Source organism: Sulfurimonas sp. (genome assembly GCF_029027585.1).
Classification (GTDB): Bacteria; Campylobacterota; Campylobacteria; order Campylobacterales; family Sulfurimonadaceae; genus Sulfurimonas.
Map to the genome: position 1 here is coordinate 429,845 of NZ_CP093397.1, position 18,835 is coordinate 448,679.

At 28.3% G+C, this 18,835-nt stretch carries 17 protein-coding genes; 1 reads left to right on the plus strand and 16 read right to left on the minus strand.

All coding sequences use genetic code 11. The features are described 5' to 3' along the window. The first annotated feature begins 693 nt into the window (after positions 1 to 693). The gene (locus MOV50_RS02250; RefSeq protein ID WP_321778808.1) at positions 694 to 1,440 is read left to right on the plus strand and encodes a hypothetical protein; all 747 of its coding nucleotides are present in this window, start codon (positions 694 to 696) and stop codon (positions 1,438 to 1,440) included. A 6-nt stretch (positions 1,441 to 1,446) separates the two neighbouring features. On the opposite strand, the gene MOV50_RS02255 is transcribed toward MOV50_RS02250, so the two are convergent. The 16 genes from MOV50_RS02255 to MOV50_RS02330 all read right to left on the minus strand — a co-directional run bounded on the left by MOV50_RS02255 (position 1,447) and on the right by MOV50_RS02330 (position 18,834). Further along, positions 1,447 to 1,719 (minus strand): hypothetical protein, encoded by a 273-nt coding sequence (locus MOV50_RS02255; RefSeq protein ID WP_321778809.1) that lies wholly within the window; start codon positions 1,717 to 1,719, stop codon positions 1,447 to 1,449. A 185-nt stretch (positions 1,720 to 1,904) separates the two neighbouring features. Continuing rightward, positions 1,905 to 2,144: a hypothetical protein gene (locus MOV50_RS02260; protein ID WP_321778810.1), complete on the minus strand. Its 240-nt coding sequence runs from the start codon at positions 2,142 to 2,144 to the stop codon at positions 1,905 to 1,907. A 1-nt stretch (position 2,145) separates the two neighbouring features. Beyond that, on the minus strand, positions 2,146 to 2,799 hold the full coding sequence (locus MOV50_RS02265) for a ParA family protein (protein WP_321778811.1): 654 nt from the start codon (positions 2,797 to 2,799) through the stop codon (positions 2,146 to 2,148). Between the two features lie 118 nt (positions 2,800 to 2,917). Next, positions 2,918 to 6,319, minus strand: a complete 3,402-nt coding sequence (locus tag MOV50_RS02270) for a relaxase/mobilization nuclease domain-containing protein (RefSeq protein ID WP_321778812.1) — start codon at positions 6,317 to 6,319, stop codon at positions 2,918 to 2,920. Positions 6,320 to 6,327: 8 nt separating this feature from the next. Beyond that, positions 6,328 to 7,971 carry a type IV secretory system conjugative DNA transfer family protein gene (locus MOV50_RS02275; protein ID WP_321778813.1) on the minus strand — a complete coding sequence of 548 codons (1,644 nt, stop codon included), beginning with the start codon at positions 7,969 to 7,971 and terminating at the stop codon, positions 6,328 to 6,330. After that, positions 7,968 to 8,459, minus strand: coding sequence for an ATPase, T2SS/T4P/T4SS family (locus MOV50_RS02280; RefSeq protein WP_321779628.1), 492 nt, complete (start codon positions 8,457 to 8,459; stop codon positions 7,968 to 7,970). Before MOV50_RS02280 ends, MOV50_RS02275 begins: the two co-directional genes overlap by 4 nt. After that, on the minus strand, positions 8,437 to 8,946 hold the full coding sequence (locus MOV50_RS02285) for a hypothetical protein (protein ID WP_321778814.1): 510 nt from the start codon (positions 8,944 to 8,946) through the stop codon (positions 8,437 to 8,439). Before MOV50_RS02285 ends, MOV50_RS02280 begins: the two co-directional genes overlap by 23 nt. 5 nt (positions 8,947 to 8,951) lie before the next feature. Further along, positions 8,952 to 11,147 (minus strand): hypothetical protein, encoded by a 2,196-nt coding sequence (locus MOV50_RS02290; protein ID WP_321778815.1) that lies wholly within the window; start codon positions 11,145 to 11,147, stop codon positions 8,952 to 8,954. After that, positions 11,148 to 12,278: a TrbI/VirB10 family protein gene (locus MOV50_RS02295; RefSeq protein ID WP_321778816.1), complete on the minus strand. Its 1,131-nt coding sequence runs from the start codon at positions 12,276 to 12,278 to the stop codon at positions 11,148 to 11,150. It lies immediately after the preceding gene. Further along, entirely contained in the window at positions 12,271 to 13,488 is a 1,218-nt protein-coding gene (locus MOV50_RS02300) for a TrbG/VirB9 family P-type conjugative transfer protein (protein WP_321778817.1), read from the minus strand. Before MOV50_RS02300 ends, MOV50_RS02295 begins: the two co-directional genes overlap by 8 nt. Continuing rightward, entirely contained in the window at positions 13,485 to 14,144 is a 660-nt protein-coding gene (locus tag MOV50_RS02305; RefSeq protein WP_321778818.1) for a type IV secretion system protein, read from the minus strand. Before MOV50_RS02305 ends, MOV50_RS02300 begins: the two co-directional genes overlap by 4 nt. 2 nt (positions 14,145 to 14,146) lie before the next feature. Beyond that, complete coding sequence (locus MOV50_RS02310; RefSeq protein ID WP_321778819.1) at positions 14,147 to 14,275, minus strand: hypothetical protein; 129 nt, start codon at positions 14,273 to 14,275, stop codon at positions 14,147 to 14,149. An 11-nt stretch (positions 14,276 to 14,286) separates the two neighbouring features. After that, positions 14,287 to 15,204, minus strand: a complete 918-nt coding sequence (locus MOV50_RS02315) for a type IV secretion system protein (RefSeq protein WP_321778820.1) — start codon at positions 15,202 to 15,204, stop codon at positions 14,287 to 14,289. Between the two features lie 151 nt (positions 15,205 to 15,355). Then, positions 15,356 to 16,225, minus strand: coding sequence for a hypothetical protein (locus MOV50_RS02320; RefSeq protein WP_321778821.1), 870 nt, complete (start codon positions 16,223 to 16,225; stop codon positions 15,356 to 15,358). Beyond that, on the minus strand, positions 16,218 to 18,554 hold the full coding sequence (locus tag MOV50_RS02325) for a hypothetical protein (RefSeq protein WP_321778822.1): 2,337 nt from the start codon (positions 18,552 to 18,554) through the stop codon (positions 16,218 to 16,220). Before MOV50_RS02325 ends, MOV50_RS02320 begins: the two co-directional genes overlap by 8 nt. Next, positions 18,544 to 18,834: a hypothetical protein gene (locus MOV50_RS02330; protein WP_321778823.1), complete on the minus strand. Its 291-nt coding sequence runs from the start codon at positions 18,832 to 18,834 to the stop codon at positions 18,544 to 18,546. The genes MOV50_RS02325 and MOV50_RS02330 overlap by 11 nt, the downstream gene beginning before the upstream one ends. Position 18,835 lies beyond the last annotated feature (1 nt).

The following is an 18,835-nucleotide window of genomic DNA, read 5'->3' on the forward strand; positions in this document are numbered from 1 at the left end:
GGAGTACAAATTAGAATTTTTGCTACATATACTAGTAACATTATCTTTTTACATATATCTTTTACACTACAGTGCATTTGAAATTTTGATGCCGGAACCTCTAAAAGGAAAATCGCCTGATTCCATCAGTCAATCTTTCTATTTGATTGTCTGGAGTTCTACGAACTCTAAAAGGTCTCTTGATTTTCTCCTAAGGTCGATAATCGCTTTTTACCTTTTCGCTATCGCTCTTTTAAGAGAGTGTATTTAGGCGAGTAACTTCGTTCCTCAGGCTAGTGACAATAAGCATTACTTGAACTCTGTTTGATGAACTTCCAAGCAGTAGCGTATTAGTGTTACGAGCTAACGCTCTCTATTCGCTACGCTCATTTTCAAATTTGCTCTCTAAAGCATTTCTAGGTGATAAACAGTATTGATTTCTATAAACACAAGCATATACTCATATGACACACACATTATTATAAACGACACAGTGTAATATTTCATCGACACAGCCAAAAATGATGCTGACACACTTCAAAACTAACAAAAGCACTAAAATATACGAGATTTTTCTTTTCAACCTAAATAAATTAATTTATTTAGGTTGGCAGGATAGGGAATTTGTATGACAAATTCCCAAAACCGACTATGATTTTTCTTTCTTTTTAGATACAATTAGTTGCTAATTAAACTAATTGTTAGGTGCTTATATTGACAAAGAATAAGAGAGTATTAACTAGAATTGATGATAGACTTTTGCTTAAAATCAACCGTAAACTGGCGTTAAAAAAATTTAGCAGTTACGACATAAGTAAATTAATAAGAGCATCTATTGAAAGCTTTTTCAATAAGGATTTATTTGCTTATGTGCAGAATACAAATATAATTATTAAAGTTTTAAATGAACTTAAACTTGATTTATCTGGAGTTATCTCAAACTTCAGTCAAATACAAGAACATATAAAAAAGTTTACAAGTTCTAGTGAGCTAGTCAATTCTTTAGAACTTATGCAGCAAGATGTTAAAAAGCAAATATTAGATATTAATTTTCTTGTCCAATTATTAAAACCATTTAATGATCTAAATATAAAAGACAATATAATAACTCTAAGAATTGAGTCTAATGTCTACTCCCAAATTATGTCTAAAATTGAGGAGTACTCATTTATAAATTTTGATAGAAGTAAATTCATAAGAACCTCGTTGAAATACTATTTAGATAAAAAATATTTTGTTATATCAGATAAAAAAATAGTTTTGGCTCGTGAGCTTATGAAAAATGCTTCTCAAGTAGATGCTGCATCTAATGACATTAATCAAATAGCATTTTATTTTAATGTTGAAAAAGAAGTGGATATAAATGATATTAAGGGTGTTTTGAATAGTTTTGATAAGTATCTAGGAGATACTTACCTTTTAGTTAATAAACTTCATCAAGAGAGTTTAAAAGAGTTTTAGGAGAATTTAAAATTTACCAGTATTCTTTGTTTCCTTGGATATTATTTTATAGCCTTTAGCTTTAAGACACATATCTCTAAGTTTTTTAACTCGTTCATTGGCAGCGTATTCGCTAATCATGCCTTTTTGAGTATTTAAATTTGCTTCATATACACACTTATTTAAATCTTCTCTAAACACTGTATCGTTAGTTACAGATGTATCCCAGTGAGTTGTAGTTTCTACACAACCTGTAAGAAGTAAGCCAAGAATCGAGGCAATTAAAACTATTTTTTTCATTTTGTATCCTTGTTGTAATTTAGATGAGCAATTAAGCTCATCATTTTGTTTATGCTATAATTTCTCTGTTAAGACAAATTTAGCAAGGTCGCTAATTGTTTTTAATACAATGCCTTGTACTGTCGCCAAACTTTGCAAGGCTATCATTTTTTGATAACTCATACTTTTTTACCTCCTTTATAAATTTAATTTTTTATTATTAGTCCTTCTTCTTTAGCAAGTTTTAGCCCAGCTCTTTTCAAAAAACCGCTCAAACTTTCTCCAGATGCTTCCGCAGCATCTTGTAATTCTACAGATATGCCATAGACCATTCGATCTATCTTTTTTTTTATCGGAACTGTTAAGATAGTCTCTTTTAAGTGACTATCTTTTTTCAAGTTTTTTACTTTAACAGTTTTCAATAAATCAAATTTATTTTTTGCCACATTATGCCTTTTCTATAATTTCTTGAACTAAAGATTGAATCTCTTTAGATGGTTTACTAAAAAATTGTTTTTCTACAACATTTTGCCCAGTTGATAATAATCTTTTATGCAACTTGTTATCTCTAACTACAGTATCAAATACATTGATTATAGTATTTTCTACATATTTTGTTAAGTCTCTATGTGTTGATTTATCAGCGTGATGAATACGATTAATTAAAACAAATGCTTTGGAATCTGTTCTAATCTCAAAAGTTTTTTCTATTAGATGAGCAAATTCTCCGAAACCATCTATATCATTATCACTATCTGACATGGGTATAATAATCATATCAGCAAGTAGTAGTATAACTCTAGAAAGATCACTGTCGTAACCACCTGAATCGATTATCGTAAGACCTTTATCATTACGCAAGAACTGCTCTAGTTCTTTTTCATCCTTAATTACAACACTATTCATAGGTTCTTCTCTATTATTGTTATACTTTGTCATTTGCTGTAAATTGTCAAAGTCTATGAATGTAGTTGTAAATTTTTTAGATAACTCAGTAGAAACATTCATACAAGTTGTACTTTTTCCACTACCCCCTTTTTGATGAGCGAAGAAAATTACATAAGGTAACTTACTTAATAACTTCTCAAGTAGTTTATTCATAGATATCCTTTAATACTTATATTAAAATGATAGTATAATTAACTTTAAATAGATATTAAACCAATATTGTATAAATATCTAAACAATGCTATATAAATATTTATACAATATTGATTTTTTATCTTTCCATATCTCTTTGTTTTAGGTTTTTTACTTGTTCTTTATGTAACTTAGTAATAGTTCGTTCTTGCTTCCAAGTAGGGTTTAATTTATTAAAGTCTTTTAATAGTTGTGATGATTTATCCAATAGTTCTAATTTAGTTTCTTTATCAATCTTTGGAGTTTCCAACTGCTTGTTTATTAGTTTAAAATGCTCTATCCCTCTATCTAGCATCTCATTTTTAATACTTGGTACAACATTTGTTATTCGTTCGCTATATCTGTATTTAGCTAACTCATCATATAAACCTAATTTATACTCTAGTTTAGATTTATTATCTAAATCACTTTTATCTATTGTTTCTATATATTGTTTTACTGCATCATTAGTTTTATTAGCTTTAGAAAAGAAATCATTTAAATTTTCTTCTAAACACTTCTTTTCGACTTTGTAATTTTTTGGCATCTCTTCTAATACTCTCTTGATATCTTCAATTTGGTTTACATTTCTTTTGAGTTCACTGGAGAGTGTTTTAGAAGCTTTAAATATCATGTCTTTATAATCATGTACCTTTTGCTCATTTAGTGATTTATCGAGCGTTACGATGAGTTTGTTTATAAACTCTTTTTCTTTATTAACATATTGCACTTTTAGTTTGTCATACTTTGTAGGATCAATCGGCTCTAGTTGCTCTTTAGTTCCTGTTGGTATTGTCACTAGCGGAGTTAAATCAGTCTCAAGCTCTTTTGCAATTTCTTTAGGCTTAATGAATTCTTGTTCTTTCTTAGGTGGATATTTATATTTATCATTTTCAACAAAATCTTTTAAAAGATATGTTTTCTGTTCAAGTTCATTTTCTTTATTAATATGTGATGCTGCTAACTCTAAATCATTAGCAAACATATCAATATGCTCTTCATAATAGCCATCTAAAATCTTTATATCAACCTCACCAAGATTTGAATTTTCTATAACTTCTCTAGCCGATTTGAACTCTCCATATTTTAAGTGTTCTTTTACTGATTCTATATTTTTTTGATATTCTTCATTTAAAAAGTATTCTTCTTTAAAATCTTCTAATCCTTTGTTAAACTGGTCTATATTTTTTTGAATAAGCTCTTCAGACATATCGCTTTTTTCGGACATAAATAAAAGGTACTCCATAGAAATTTCATTTACATATTCTTCTATAAACTGTTCTTTATAATCATGCACCATAGTTTCTAAAACAAAATCATTTGTTTTATCCCAAACTTCTGGCGGTGGTTGTTTAGTATTGTTATACCAAATATTTTTTTTAATATTTTGCGGATTTACATTTAATGCTTTTCCAAAATCCTTTATCATTTGGCTTTTGTCGCTAAGGCTATCTAATTTGTAGGCTTCAACCAGTGTATCAATATCTTTAGCATCTTTTGCATTTGAGATTACAGCAAATAGTTTATAAAAGTCATTTTTATTCTTTTCCATAGATAAATTTTCAAATTTCATATTTTCTATTTCAGTAAAAACTTCTTTATAGTTTTGATTTTCAATAATCTTATATGCTTCTTTGGAAAATGAATCTAAATTAATATTTTCATTTATGCTACTAAACTCTTCAATATTATTATTTAGATATTTATGAAAGCTTTCAATATTTAAAATTTGAACTTCAATATTTTTTTTATCTAGTTCTAGTGATAATTTCATGTCAATTGGGAGTGATGTTATTTTTGCTTTTTGCAGAGTATATTCAAAACTTTTATTTGTTAATCTATTCTCTATTATCTTTTGAGTTAAGTTTTGATAAGTTATATCATCAATTAAATCTTTAAATTTTTCAAACTCTTTTAAATTAGCTGGAGTATTTTTTATATGATCAACTTTATAGACTTTGCTAAAAGTCTCAAAATCATTTATATTAAATCCTATATTTTTTATTTCGTTAACAAATACATCTTTGTCATTGTTAATTTTTTTTATTAGTGTATTTATTTTTTTATCTATAAGTACGATATCTTTGTTTTTAATATTAATTTCATGTAAGACCTTAATAAAATCTGCTTTGACTGTCTCTTTATATTTATCTCCTTGCAAATCTTTTTTTAGTTGTTTTATTTCTTTTACTAGTTTTGATTTTGGCATCTTTGTTTCTAATGTGTTAAGTCTATATAATAAACTATTTATATCTTTTTTTGAATCATCCTTTAAATAGTCATTTAAATAATACAAAGTATCTTTTTTTATCTTACTGCTAAATGTAAGTTTACCTTTTGTAGTTTCAATATAAAGTTGAGCTTTATTTAGCTCAAGCTTCTTTTGAATAACTAGCTCTTGAGCTTCATTAGTTCTTTTATCTATTTCTTTATAAGCACCTGTTTGTTTTAAATACCACTCTATGCTATCTCTTTTTTTTATCAAGCTCGTATAATTCTTTGTTGCCTGTTGCAAATCATACTCTAAGCCATTTAGCTTGTGGATAATAGCTCTTTTATCTGCATATAAATGACTTATATTATCACTTATAACTTTTTTATCTTTTCTTGAAAGTTTTATATTTTCTTTTTGTTTTATTAAAATTTCCAAATTTTTGTCTATACTTTTGATAGTTTTAAGTAGTCCATCGATGTTTTCATTTTCAAACTTTTTCATGTTTGATTGAAACCAACTTAAATCATTATGTTGTAGATATTTGAGTTGGCTATTAATGCCTAAAATTTTATTAAAATTTATAAAATTCTCGTAATTTAATCCTCTTGAACGAAGTTCACTGGCAAATGTATCTTTTACCTTATTTATGTCATCTTTTTTTATATCTAATCTCTTATCTTCCATAGCATTGTGTACTCTGACGATAGCATGTACATGGGTATGTTCTGTATCTCTATGTAAAACAAATATATAGTTATAACCATCTTTTGCAAATTGTTTAGATAAAGTTTGTCGTGCTGCATCTAGAATTTCTTTATCATGAGTACCTGGTGTTTCTTTAGTTGATAGTAAAATATGTTCAAAATCCTTACCATTTTTTCTATTTGTAAAAGTTTCTTTCCATTCGTTATATAAGATTAACCTGTCTTGTTTTGATTCAAGTTTTCTACCATCATCACATTCTAAAACCAAATTTTTATCTAAAAAGTCTGGTCTATCTTGTTCCATCTGTTCTATTTTATCAAGTGCTTCATCTTCATTAAGTTCGTCTACATCACGAGCTAAATAATCAAGAGCTTTCATCGTTGAGTAGCCTACATTTCTATTTGTTTTACCAGTTGCTTTATCTACACTTTTTATTATTTTAAAAACCACCGGTGTAGGTACACCATCATAGTAAGATATTTGAGATTGTGCTAATGATTTAAAATACATGATTTTACTTCTAGAAGCTTTGGCTTTTTTACCTGCTCTATCATACTCTTCATATTCCTGTGCTAAACTCATAGACATATTTATTTATCTTCATCATGGGGAACAAGTTTTTTTAATTTTCTATCTTCAAAATATAAATATGGTTTTGCTTTAATTGGATGTTTGTAATAGTTCTTAACAAGTATATAAATTTGACCATCATTCATATTTAAGATATCTTGCTTTGATATCAGGGCTTGTCCTGAGAGTTGAGTAGATAAACTTTTGTTTGTATGACCATTAGCTCCAGCTGATCTACTTTCACTTCTCGTTTCTCTTGTAAAATCACCAATATACTTACTTGTCATTTCAGCTGTTTCTGCATTTGTTTGTGGGAAGATAACTTTATATGCAGTAGAAGTGTTTATTTTACTAATATATGCTTTACCATATAGTAACTCTATCTGACCATAATCTTGTGCTATTAGAAATGATATTATTTTATAACTACGACCTAGTTCCGGCAAATCCACTAAATAAGGAATTTTACCAAAACGAGGGAACTCGTCAAACATGCCTAAAATATCTAAATCACTCTTTTTAGGTTCTTTTGATAATAATTTTCTTAAATTAAAGTCAATGAAAATCCTATTAACAGTCGCTAATCTTTCCAAATCTTTTTCAGCTATTGTAATATAAAGAGTTGATGATTCTTGTCTAAAATCTTCAATAATTAAATCATTTGCTCTAAAACATTCTCTAACCGTTGTAGTAGCAAATATATTAAGTGGTGATTTACATGATGATATTACACCGGAGAGCTCTTTATCAACTTTCCTTAAAAGTGATACAGCTTCTTCTCTTATTCTTAAAGGTAGGGCTTCGTCTTTTAGCATGTCTTCTCTAATAAAATACAACATAGCTTCTGTTTCATCTTCAAATTGATACTCTTCACCATATAACTTACTAAAATCAGATATTATCAACTCTCTAACATCTGGTATTGAAGTAAATCCATTTTTGAAAGTTAAATATAAGACAAACATTACAAACATACTTCTACCTTCTTCCATCCAATGATCATGGTGTTCTTTTTGTTGATAAATTAAATATCCAATTTGGTCTATAATCTCTTCTTTTTCATGCCATTGTAAATATTGAAAAATTGATTTATCAAATGGATTAAATTTCATCGTTTCTAAAGATGCGGGATTGAATTTATAAATTTTAGATCCAAACTCTTTTTTTCTATATTCATTTGTTTTATTATAAAGCTCTCCTTTTACATCAAGCACAAAAGCAGAACCCTCATGAGTCAGTAAATTTGGTATAGCAATACCGGCTGTTTTTCCTTCTCCTGGAGGAGCCAATACCAAAACAGCTAATTTTTCATTATATCTCAATAGTTTATTTCCAAATTTACCTAAAACAACACCTGATTTTTCAAACAATTTCATTTTTTTTATTTGTGAAGCAGTTGCAAAACTTGCACTACCATGTTCGCCTTTTACCCCTTTTTTTGGTAAAAAGGCTAAAAAAGGAAATACAAAAGCAACAATAGTAGATAGTCTAAATATTGGTTGTGCTGTTTTATTTACTATACTCTCAAGAGCTTCAACATGTTGCCAAAGGTGTAACTTAAGTGGATCTATTTGAAATATAAGATGTATGCTATATAAGTATAATATAGGTGTGAAAGTAGATAGTAAAAATAAAAATAAATAAAATCTATGTAGAATTTTCATAGTTGGTTCTCCTTTAATAATTCTTTCATAGGCATAATTTCTACTATTTGGTGGTGATACATTTGAATAATATGATCAACACCACTTCGCATAAGATTGTGCATCGCTTTTAGTGAAATAGGATTCTTTGTATGTCCTAAATTTGACTCTAGTGCAGTTATTGCATCTAATGGTGTATTCGCATGTAATGTAGCTATCATTCCTTTGTGACCTGTGTTACCTAGTCTTAAGAATGTTGATGTGTTGTTGGTGTCAAGTTCACCAACAAGTAAAACTGTTGGCCTTATTCTCGTGGAAATATCTGTAGCCTCTTTATATGTAGTTTGAGAAATATTTGAACCACTTTTTGAGATTAGAAGTTGTGTTTTATTTCTATGAGGTATATTCAGCTCTGGAGAATCTTCAATAGTTACAACTCTATAATTTATATTTATAAACTCTATTAAAGCATTAAACAGTGATGTTTTAACCGCTATTAGTTCCTCCAGATATTAAAACATTTTCTTCTCTGTCCATAATAGCTTTTATTTTTATCTCAAAACTATCATTTTTATTATAAGTTGGATTACTTGCTTCTTTATATGAGTCTGGTATTTCAGATTTTAAAAAACTCTCAAGATGAAACTTTGTAGGTTTTTGAATACGAATGTTTATAGTGTTACAGTCATAGATTGAGCGAAGTATAGATTTATGAATCACATTTACACGATTGTATGTACCAGGAATAGCAGTACTTAAGTTTATAGTCTTTTCATCAAACTTTTGTTTTGACCAGGTAGCGAGCTGTTTTGGAAAATTTTCTAAAAAAGCCTGAGTAATTACTTTGCTACTTAAGTACTCCCATGTCTCATTACCTAAGTCAAGTTTAGCTATACCTGGCTCATCTAAAATAATCTCATTTATATCAGTCCTCTTTAGTATAGGACTGATATCGCTTAACATGTTCTTTAATATTTGTGAAGAGCTATGAGGCATATTAGCTACCTATTAACTCTTAAAATTTCTTTAGTGCTTTGATGAAAAATAGAGCTATCAGGTCTTAAAAAATCTGTTATAAGATTATATTTATCTATTTTTTCATAGTAATTCCATTTTCTACAATCTTTGTGAGTATATGATTTTGTAAAATAACAATCTACTTCAGTCTCTTCACCAACCGGAACACATTGTCCAATATATTTATTGAATGTTTTAGTTGAACTAATTATATCGCCTCCCACACAACTGGAATATGTGACAAGTAGGCGGTCAATATATTCATCAACAAATAAAGTTGTAGTAATATTAATAACATCGTCATTATAAGTTGGGTACAAGCCACCACCAAAATCTATAACTTTTTCACCATCGCCATAAAATATATAGTCATTACCAACTTTATCAAGTCTTTGATATCCTAATTGTTCTACAAATTCTAAATTTTGTACACTCTTGATATAAGGTTGAGGAGGCAATGTTACATCATCACTACCATCATCACTTATATAAACTTCTTTATTTTCAAACTGATTATCAGTAAAAAATAGTTTTACATGCTTAGTTCCGATTAATCTTTTATCATCATTCTCCCATCTAATAAGCTCTTGCTTATGAGGGAAATTAAAAGGTTGCTTTAAACACTTAGTGAGATATCTTTTGTTATCTGTGTCTGGGTCATTAAACCATTTTCTAGTTTTTGGGTAAGATTGATGGTTATCAAAGTCATGCTCGTATCCACAAAACTCTTCATATAATTTTAATGCTCCATCTGTTGAAGGTTGACATTTAGTAAGATACTTAACTATATTATTTACATCTCTATAAGCTACTCTTTTTTCAAATACTACCTTATCATCTCCAATTTGTTTAGGAGTGCATGTGTCATCAGTGATATAATGTCTAAAATCTACACTTGAATCTTGACACTCTCCAGCAAAAACTTTTTTATTTTCAAACATATAATAGAATTTTTCTTGCTGAACACTTATTTTATTTGTAAAATCATCTCTAATCTGACAATCTTCATAAGTAGAGATAAGTTCATTAGTATTTTTTTCATACGCACAAGGCTTTATCTCTTTTATAGACCCTTCTACATTGGCAACAGTTCGATAACCAAATTGTACCTTTTTAGTTTTGTAGTTAATTAGGGGAGAACATTCTTTATTTGTCTCAATAAAAGTAGACACATCAAATGTTATATCACTATCTACACAACTACCAATAAGTATGTCTTTTGTATTAAATATATAAAATAGCTGTTCCTGTTGTACTTGCTTAAGCAAGTCTTTTCTAAAAACTATGTCACAACCAACAGTTTTTGATTGAAGTTTTACAGGAGTTTTATAAGCAACTGTACAATCTTTAACTAAAAATTCTCCACCATCTTTAAAAGCAACTTTTCTTGAAGATACAAATACTTCTTTAGTTTTATAATCTATAATAGGATTACACTTTTTAGTTGTAATTTCTATGGGAACTGCATCACCCTTATTTATACAAGTATCTCCTACAAGCATTTTGAATTGAATAGTATTACCATCAATGATGTTGTCACAACCAGTGGCAGTTTTTTCTTTTTTAGATGCTGGAGAGTTTATTGTTCTAGGTTTATCATCTTTGCGGTATGGGGATGAGGATGAAGATGGTTGTCTAGTACCTGAACTTGTAGCTAATGTACCTGCTACACCATTTGCCGGAGAATAATCACTTTGGTACTCATCTCTTTTATTTTTACTATCTTCATCTTTATTCTTAGAATTTGATTTATCTACTTTATCCTTTTTATTAGAATTTGATTTATTACTATTTGGCATCTTTGAAACAGTGTTTAAATCATTATTTAAACTTTTAATATCTCCCTGAGCCTTAAAAATAGAGTTAGCTTCTATATTTGTAGAAGTTATTAAAATTGAATTAAGTGGTTTTTTAATTCTAATTGTAGCTTCACCTTTTTGTATTTCTGTCCATAAAACATCAATTTTATTTTTTCCACTTAATAATTTTGTGGGTTTGTAAACTCCTTTTATTTCGTAAGTACCTTTAAAATTTTTATCAAATAAAATTTTTGCTGTTACTTTACCATTCTTATTTTTAATAGACATACTATCTATTGACTCAACTTTTATTACATCTTTAGCATTTAAAGATATAAACAAACTTAGTAATATTATTACTGTTTTTATAATTACTTTCATCTAATTTTCTCCTTTTTTATTAGATTCAATCTTATTTACCAATCGAACATCTACTTTGTTATTTTCAGCTTGAGAAAACCAAATGTCATCTATAGGTACTATATAAATACGAGTACCGGCAGGTATCTCAAGCGTTGGCTCAACTTTTTGCTCCTTTATAATTTGATTTGTGATAGAAGAAATGTCATTTTTATAATCTCTAATAATGTCATCTCTAGCATCAGTTGTTGTTACCGAGCCAATAGTAGTTGTTTTTGTTCCATCTGTTGCAAGATAACCTACAGCATTTGATACCGTTGATAAAGTAATAGCTAAACCAAACCTCATGAACCAATGATTATCTAGTTCACCTATTGCACCGCTTCTACCCATTACATCAGCACTTGATGCAAAAAGATTTATATTTACACCTTGTGGAGTTCTTATTTTTGTCCAGGTAATAGCTAATCTTTCATCACCGATTTTTTTAAGTGGGATATATCTACCATATGCTTTGCTCCCTTTTGGTATTAAAATATTTCTCCCATGGGAAGCATATATATTATCTTCAATCATTGCCATGACTGGACCATCTAAAGTAGAGTTTACGGTAGGAAGAAGTATCGCACTTATCATTGTATTTAGCTCTATAGTTCTTTCTAAATTAATATATAAAGAGGCAAGATTTTTATTTTTACCATAATCAGATGCTCTTAGGTAAGGGTCTTTTTTATCTTTTTCATCTACCTTGAGATTACTATGTAAAACATCATCTTTTTTAGTAACGATTTGTATCTTATTTTTAAAACTTGCTATCATCAATTTTGCAAGAATTTCTTTTCTTTTTTTCTGAGCTTCAGTCTCTATATCCCTTTTAAGAAAAGTAGAATAATCTATATTTGGCTCTGGTGCTATTTGTTTAGGTTTTGTAGCTTGTTTAGGTTTATAATATTTTTTTGGTGTAGGTTCAAACTTGACAATAGGTTTTTGATGAGGGAAATAATCAGCTGGTAGACTCAGATTAAAGTCCATAAATTTAATTGCTGCATCTTCATCACTTGAATTAAAATATTTAGGAACAAGTATTATTCCTAAGGTAACTACCGTTAAAATTGCACCAAAGATTGTAAAATATTTATTTTCTTTAGTCATCTTCAAGCCTTATGCAGTTATGCTTTTCGCCTAATCGAAGAGTAAATTTTTTGTTTAGAGATTTCACAACAATAAAATCATCAATGATTTCAAAAATTGCAGGATTATCATAGCCATCAATTACTTTGTAGATTGCAGGGAATTTCTTAAATCCATCACTTATATCAAATTTGAAATATGTAAATTCTTTATCTCTAAATATTGTTTCCGGCTTAAGCTCTTTAGCTCCAGAAATACTTTTTAAATCAAATTCAGTTTCTGTCATATCCACATATATTTTTTTAAGAGAAAAATTTGCTTTAAACGCTCCAGTCTTTTCAATTGTAATGTATGAACCATCTAGTTCTAGTTGCCATTTTTTTGACAACTTATGAATTTTAATAATATTTTCAAACATTGTAAAATTCATATTTACTTTGTCATGCAAAGTATCAACTGTAAAAAACTTAGGAATATTAAACTCTTTATCAAATTTGAAATATGTGTATTCTTTGTCATTAAATATGGATTGAAGATGAAAATCTTTTTTAAATTTATAATCAAATTGGATTTTAGTTATATTAAAATTTTTTAAATTTTTTGTTTTTTTCTCTTTAATAAGATTTAATTTTTGTTTATACTTTTTTATCTCCTTACGGAGTTTTGATATCTTTTGATCTTTTACATCAAAATCATCTAAATAATTTGCAGTTGGTATCTTTCCATCTTTAGTTATATATACTGTGCTGTTTGGAATTTTGGCACTATCAGTGCCAATAGAATAAAGATAAAAATTATATACTCTTCCACTTTGACCGAAAATTGTTAATGTTGTATCTGTACCAATATATCCAGCTGTAATAGTAAAAGTATTATTTATGTTGTATTTGAAGTCTATACCTTTTGAAAACTCAATCTTAAATGCTGCCGGATTACCATTTTTTTTACTTACAGGTATTTCACCCTTTGGTAATATTACGGTTGTTTGTCCTAAAATTCTTGTTCTAATTTTCATTAGATTTTTTGGACTATATTTATATGAAATTATTGCCTCAATGGTTGGCTTAGTTAAATATACTTTTTGTAAGCTATCTAAATCTATGATATTTCCGATGGAGCTTTGCATTATTTCAGAACTTATATCTTCAACTTGTATAGTTTGTTTAGATATAAAATCTTCAAAGGCTAAAATATTTATTGATATTACTATGATTAAAAAGATTTTTTTCATTTTTTAATTCCTTGATCTAATGTAGTGATTGCGTAGCCAATAATATTAGTACCCAATGGATTTAAAGTTAAGTTTTCAGTGCTAATTTTTTGATTTATAAAGTTGTATCTAACAGTCACTTTAAACCATCTCTTTAGTGAAGCTGCTCCATCTGCATACTCATCAGTAAGACTATATTCTGCTATAGCTATGTACTCATTTGCTTGTGGCTCAAAAAGAACATCAGAAATAGATTTGATTTTGCATTTTCTTTTAAAACCTTCTAGTTTCCACAATCCTTTATTAGCTTGATAACTATTTAAAAAAGTCTTATAAATGCTATCGTTGCTTTTTAACCTAACTATCTGCGTATATCTTCTAACTTCATCTATCTGATTGATATTTTCTCGTGCAATTATGTAGCCTTCAATTTCATTATGAAGTAAAGCTTTGTTGCTTAAAATTGTTGCATTGGCTTTTTTTACTACAACAAAATTTTCTTGAGATGATTTAAATTCTACAAAAAAAACTTCTTTTTCTTTTAGCGGAAACAGTGTTGCTATTGAGATAGCCTCAATTATTATGACAATTATAAGAGCAAAGACTACTTTCATTAAAATCACTGGTAAATCTTGCAGTGCCTTTTGCGATTCTAAGCCTTCTGATTTTTCTTGCATATTTATACCCTTATTAAATATGTGACATTGTTTATTGCACAAGGCGACTCTTCAAGTTGTATAGCTTTGGAAGCACATCCACTAAAAATAACTATTGTTAAAACTAAAATTATTAAAATTACTTTTCTCATTTTCTATTTCCTTATTTTCTAAATTTTGAATACAATTCATTTGATTTTTTGGCTGCATTTACTGAATTCATCGCACCACTTTTAAGTCCTCTTCCCATATTCATCCCTGGAGTTATTTGACTTCCCATACCACCACCATCACTTGTTAGTGATGACATAATTCCATTCGCAAACTCTGGTATCATACGAGTTAAAAATAGTAGTACCGCCAAAGCTAGAATCACAAAAAACATCCCATCAAAATCGGTGCTAATAGATGCTGCTGATACTTTAGTTACATAGTAAATAAATATCATCATTATCGCCGATATTGGTCCGTAGAGAGCATAAGTGATAGTAGAGCGTAGCCAACTACTAAATATATGTTTTGTTTTGTCAAATGCAAAAAGTGCGAGAGGGATAGGACCGGCTGTTAAAAATAAACCAGGGACTACAAATGAAATAATATGAAATGTTCCTATTGCTAAATATAATAATCCTAGCTCTAATAAAGTTGCGACTGACAATATTAAATCTACAATATTCCAATCTGTCCAACTAAATTCAAATCCATTATAAACTGTATCTTTCATACTTAAAAAGATTGTGTCTAGGGCAATAATATTATTAGTGCTTCCTTCATTGGCAATTGCTGTAATATAAGTTACAGTAAAATCTCTTATGATCATGATTGGATTCATTATATAATCTCTATACATACCGTAATCCATTACAATCATCATTATAATTGGGAAAATCAGAAATAATCTGATAAGATTTTTTTTACTTGTTTCTTCTTCACCAAGAATTATTTTTATGCCTATAACAACAAGATATAGATTTATTACTGGGATAACAAAAGGTGTTAATGTGTCTTGAAACACACCATATATAGCATTACTAATTAATCTCAACGCCTCTTGGAACAAATATGATAACTTCTCAATCATATTAAATCCTAGAACCTAAAGCCAACACCCAATGCATTAGCTCTTTTCAAACTATTGTATTTTGATGTGTCTTTTTTGTAAGGAATGTTTTTCAAATCCTCTTGTATCTTTTTTTGATTGTCAACTAATCGTGCTAAATATGCAGGATTATTTATATTTTAATATGAAGAGTTGCAATTGCATTTCTGTATCTAAGAGCAGATTTATATTCTTTATTGAGGATATTTAATATCTCAAGCAATATTAAATTAGATGTTTGCGTCTGCTGCATTAAATCATCACTGCTTTCTATATACTTAGTAAAAGATTCTAATCTTTTTATATTCTTTTCTCTTTTATATTTTTGTTGAGCAGTAGGATGAAAAAAATTATTATAATTTTCTTGCACATTAGCAAAAGAATCTTGTTTAATATCATCTTTTGTTTGTCTTTCTAACTTTTCTAAATATTTAGATATTAATAGACTTTGATTTATTTTTTTATCATCTACTTTTGTAGCCATCATCGCTTTAAAATCATTAAGATTTGTTTTGTCTAAAGCTTTTCTAAAAGTATATAATTTAATCTCTAACTCTTTAAGTTTTTGTTTTCCACCCATTCTCTCAATTATTTGATCATCAGCAACAGCAAAATAAGCTTTTATTTTTTCAGAAATATCATCATACATTAAGCCACCAGTCCCACCTCCTATTGAACTTCTTTTAATAGACCATAACGATTTGATTTCGGTGTTACGCATTGTATCAGTTAAAGTTTCCATACTCTGCAACATATTACCCATTACATTTTCTAAATTATCTTTAGCATTGTATATATTTCTTTTTGTTTCATCTATCACCGTTCTTATTCCACCTAATGTTCTAATTTGCGTAGTAATCAAATCAATGGTTTTTGTAACTTGTGCTATTTGTTGCATATAATAAGCGTAAGAACCAGGATCAGAAACTATATCCCCAACTCCGCCCACTCCAAACAAATTTATATTTAATAAAATTGTAAGTGCTATACTTTTCTTAATCATTTAAATACCTCTCTTTCCAGTCTGTTGGGAATTTCTTCTTTAATCTATCTAGTTTTAAAACAGCAACTGTTGAACTGTTGAATATATTTAAGTATTTTCCTAACGATGACAAATCTACATTTAGTTGCACAGAACCACCGGTATTTACTCTTTTTAAGAGTGGTTTCCTCTTATTTGTTTGAGTTTTTATATAGTTAAATTCTTCACTTGTAAGATTGAGTATTTTTTTAGTCTCTTCTTTTATTGAGGTGTCAGGAAACAATATTAAGTTAGCTATCGATGAACCTATTATTTTTCTTCCGGCTTCAGTATCCAAAAATAGACTCAAGCTTTGTCCCATTAAAATAGCAATGCCATCTTTTTTTCTTATTTCTAAAATTATCTCTACAACTTTTTTACCAAAATCTACATTTGAAAGATAGTCAGGTATTTCATCTATTACCACAATCGATGGTGAAGCAGTTTCAGATACAATCATTTTTAATCTATGAAATATGTAATAACTAATGAGTGTGGGAGCTTTTTTATTATGAAATACACTATCCATATTAAAGGCTGAGATTTGTGTTGAAAAGTCTAAACTATCTTTTGTAGCACTGAAAAATCTTTTATTTGCTCCAGTTGACCATATCTCTAAGTTTGCTTTTAAACTATCATCTTCATTAGTTCCTGGTATTGCATTTACAAACTCTTTTAAATTTCTTTGTGCTTTTGGTAGATGCTCATAAACTTGACTTAATGCATCATCAATATCTTTTATATCTTTTGCACTATTCTTTCCACTCATAATTTGAAAAAATGAGTTTAAAAATTCTCTATTGATATCATTGTCTTCTAGTTGCAGAGGATTAAGAGAGATATCTCCTTCAAACTTTGCATAACTTCCGTCCATGAACTCTGTAAAAACTTTCATACCTTGTAACTTGTCAAAATATAATTGTTTCATATTTGGATATTTTAATGCCATCATGCACAAAAAAGTTATAAGTGTAGTCTTACCAGATGATGAACCACCAATGACAACAGTATTGCCAAGAGCTTGAGCGTTTGTACTCTCATGAAAAATAAAATCATAGTTTGTACTTTGAGAAGTTAAAAATTTTGTTAAGCTCTCATTTCCCCAACTGCATCTATCATCACCTTGAGCAACAGTTGTAAAAGTTATCATTGAACTGATGTTTGTAGATATAAGATGTCTTTTTGTTGCGTTGTATCCTGCATAATCAGGAAGAGAAGACCAATATAGTGGTTCAATATTTTCAGTTTCTATAAAAGAGCGATATCCATACCCATCTATAATATTCTTAATATTTTCAACATCATATTCTAATCTATTTAAATCACTATTTTTTATTTGTATTGAAAATGAATAATTAAACAAAGCGATAACACTTCGCTCTATCGCTTGTCTGATATCATCTATTTCATCATAAGCTAGAGAATTTGATGAGTCAGTATTGTTTTGTAAAATATTTAATTTTTTTTGAATAACAGCAAGTGCTTTATCTTTTGGAAATTTTTGAAAAGATTGATATATTGTAAATACAGCTTTATAGCTCATAAGTTCTTCTATTAAAAGTTCATCAAATTTTTCATTATCAAAAAGTTGTATAGAGACCCATTTGCTATAAATATTTATATTATTTTCGTAGATCATATAATCTTTATCTTTTGGGAATTTCAATGTCATGCCAGGTAGTATATTTGTTAAACTTTTATTTTGTGGAATTTTTTGATTTGTGCTTTTTCCGTTTATGTAACTAGAAAAAAATGAAACCAATTCTTCATTCTTTAATATGTATGGTTCAAAATCACTAAGTTGTGCCTCTATTTTTTTACTATTGTCCAATACTTTTGATTTTTTGATTTTTTGGTTCGTTGATAAATTTTGAGATAGTTGTGTCATTATTGATAAATCAAGAAGTGAAGAATTTGAAATAACTATATAATGATATGTTTTATAACTTTTTTTAAAATTTTCATTCCATTTTTTTGTAATAATGTCTTGATATTTTTTAGAATTATTTATGTAATTGTTGTTAACATCTACTTCTCTGACAGAATGAGTCGTTACATTAATGTCATCATCAATCATTTGCAATAGTTCAGTTCTTATATTGAAATACTCTTCTATTTTTGTTATGTCTAATCCGCTATATTCTTTGCCTCTTAATTTTAAAACTCTTACAAAGTTACTATTTTTTGTTAATATTAAACTGTCTTCTTCTCTATCAAGTTCTAAAAATGGATTCATTTTTTCCCAAGTAGTTTGAGCTTGAATTTTAGTAGTCAATAATTTAATTACTGTAGATATTATATTACGAGACATAGCAATTTCCTTTAAAATTTCCTGCATTTATCGTTGATTTTATTTTAATAAATAGTATGAGTTTAATCATTATGAAATCTGGGTTTTTTTTTGACTTTGAAAGTATGATTCCATATAAAACTAAAACAGTAGGGAGAGTCACTGCTATAGCTATAATAACATTTGAAAATATAAGCGTGATATCAAATAATACTAATGAAACAGCTGCAATAACAATCCAACCTAATATACTAATGCCGTTAAGTATATTAGGTGCAGTAATTATTCTATAGTTTTTCATT